A 2,682-nucleotide genomic window follows, 5' to 3' on the forward strand; every position below is an offset into this window, starting at 1 on the left:
CGAATACTCTCCTGTGGACGATTGGTTGTTCCTGTGAACAACGGGCATCAAGGTTCTTTGGTTGGGTAGTGATGCAGAAAGGTCAGCACCGACTCATCACGTTCTGATATCGAAAGGCCGGGATTGAAATCGGGGATATCATGGCAGAGGCAGCGCGAAAATTCGGCGTCGCGGAAACACCGCTTTATCGTGAAGCGCCAAACAACATCGAGGCTGAGCAGGCGCTGCTCGGCGCCATCCTCGTCAACAACGACGCCTTCTACCGCGTCTCTGACTTCCTCAAGGCCAGCCATTTCTACGAGCCGCTGCACCGCAAGATCTATGAGGTGGCGTCCGAGTTCATCCGTATGGGCAAGGTGGCGACGCCGATCACACTGAAAACCTTCCTGCCGGCCGACGAGAAGGTTGGCGACATGACGATGGCGCAATATGTCGTGCGGCTGGCGGTCGAGGCTGTGACCGTCGTCAACGCCACCGACTATGGCCGCGCCATCTATGACCTTGCGACGCGCCGCGCGCTGATCACCGTCGGCGAAGACATGGTCAACATCGCCTATGACGCGCCGGTCGACATGGCACCCGGCGAACAGATCGAGGATGCCGAGCGGCGGCTGTTCGAGCTGGCCGAAAACGGCCGCTACGATGGCGGTTTCGAAAGCTTTTCCGATGCGTTGAAGAATGCCGTCGACATGGCCAGCGCGGCCTATATGCGCGATGGCCACCTGTCCGGCATTGCCACCGGCCTGCGCGATCTCGACCATCGCATGGGTGGCCTGCAGCCTTCGGATTTGATCATCATCGCCGGCCGCCCAGGCATGGGCAAGACGTCGCTGGCCACCAACATCGCCTACAACATCGCTGCCGCCTATGAGCCTGCCCAACAGGCCGACGGCTCCGTCAAGGCGGCCAATGGCGGCGTCGTCGGCTTCTTCTCGCTTGAAATGTCGTCCGAGCAGCTGGCCACCCGCATTATCTCCGAGCAGACCGAGATTCCATCGTCGAAAATCCGGCGCGGCGATTTGACGGAAGCCGATTTCGGCAAGCTTGTCGCCTACACGCAGGAGAACCACAAGCGCCCGCTCTACATCGACCAGACGGGTGGTATCTCGATCGCCCAGCTCGCGGCGCGCGCCCGCCGCCTCAAGCGCCAGCGCGGGCTGGACCTGATGGTCATCGACTATATCCAGCTGATGCAGGGTTCATCTGCCAAGGCGTCGCAGAACCGCGTCCAGGAAATCACCGAGATCACCACCGGACTGAAGGCGCTCGGCAAGGAGTTGGGCGTGCCGATCATCGCGCTCTCACAGCTCTCGCGTCAGGTCGAAAGCCGCGACGACAAACATCCGCAGCTGTCCGACCTGCGCGAATCGGGCTCGATCGAGCAGGACGCCGACGTCGTGCTGTTCGTGTACCGCGAGGAATATTACATCAAGAACAAGGAGCCGGAGAAAGGCACGCCCGAGCATCTCGCATGGGAGACGAAGATGATCGAGGTCCAGGGCAAGGCCGAAGTGATCATAGCCAAGCAGCGCCATGGACCGACCGGCACCGTCAGCCTTGCCTTCCAGGGCGAGTTCACCCGCTTCTCCGACCTCGCCGAGGAGCATCATCTGCCGGAAAGGTTCGAGTGACCTATTGAGACAGGTCCCATTCCTTGGCGCCCCCCTCTGTCCTGCCGGACATCTCCCCCTCAAGGGGGGAGATCGGATGGCATCGACGCTTTCGCCAATTTTTGGCGTTGAAAAGAAGGCGCAAGCGCTGAAGCTGCAAATCTCCCCCCTGGAGGGGGAGATGGCCGGCAGGTCAGAGGGGGGCGCTGCCCCGCCAGCCTGTCACCGCGTGGCTTCCATCTGATGGCCAAATCGCGCGTCCAATTCATCTGCCAAAGTTGCGGATCGGTGCATCAGCGCTGGGCCGGCAAATGCGATGCCTGTGGCGAGTGGAACACGCTGGTCGAGGAAGGCACGTCCGGCGGCATCGGCTCAGGACCAGCCAACACGCGCAACGCCCGCAAGGGACGCGCCGTGGTGCTGACCACGCTGTCCGGCGATATCGAGGACGCGCCACGCATCATCTCGGGCATTGGCGAACTCGATCGCGCCACCGGCGGCGGTTTCGTGCGCGGCTCGGCGCTGCTGGTCGGCGGCGATCCCGGCATCGGCAAGTCGACGCTGCTCACCCAGGCGGCCGCGGCGCTGGCATCAAAAGGCCACCGCATCGTCTATGTCTCGGGCGAAGAGGCGGTCGCGCAGATCAGGCTGCGGGCACAGCGGCTTGGCGTCGCCACTTCTCCGGTGGAACTGGCTGCGGAGACCAATGTCGAGGACATCCTGGCGACGATCGCCGACGGCAAGCGGCCTGATCTCGTCATCCTGGATTCGATCCAGACGCTGTGGACCGACCTTGCCGATTCGGCACCCGGAACCGTCACCCAGGTGCGCGCTGCCGCCCAGGCGATGATCCGCTATGCGAAATCCACGGGTGCGGCGATCGTACTGGTCGGCCATGTCACCAAGGAAGGCCAGATCGCCGGGCCGCGCGTCGTCGAGCACATGGTCGACGCCGTGCTCTACTTCGAAGGCGAAGGCGGCCACCACTACCGCATCCTGCGCACGGTGAAGAACCGTTTTGGACCGACCGACGAGATCGGCGTCTTCGAAATGTCGGACAAGGGCCTGCGCG

General features: G+C 62.9%; 2 protein-coding genes. Both read left to right on the forward strand.

Translation table 11 applies throughout. The features are described from left to right. Positions 1 to 140: 140 nt before the first annotated feature. A complete protein-coding gene (locus EN925_RS31260) occupies positions 141 to 1,631 on the forward strand; it encodes a replicative DNA helicase (RefSeq protein ID WP_013532525.1) in 1,491 nt (496 codons plus the stop codon). A 222-nt stretch (positions 1,632 to 1,853) separates the two neighbouring features. Further along, positions 1,854 to 2,682 (forward strand): ATPase domain-containing protein (locus EN925_RS31270; RefSeq protein ID WP_128337181.1); only part of this gene is annotated, 829 nt, incomplete at its 3' end.

It is taken from the genome of Mesorhizobium sp. M7A.F.Ca.US.006.04.2.1, assembly GCF_004022915.1.
Lineage (GTDB): Bacteria > Pseudomonadota > Alphaproteobacteria > Rhizobiales > Rhizobiaceae > Mesorhizobium > Mesorhizobium ciceri.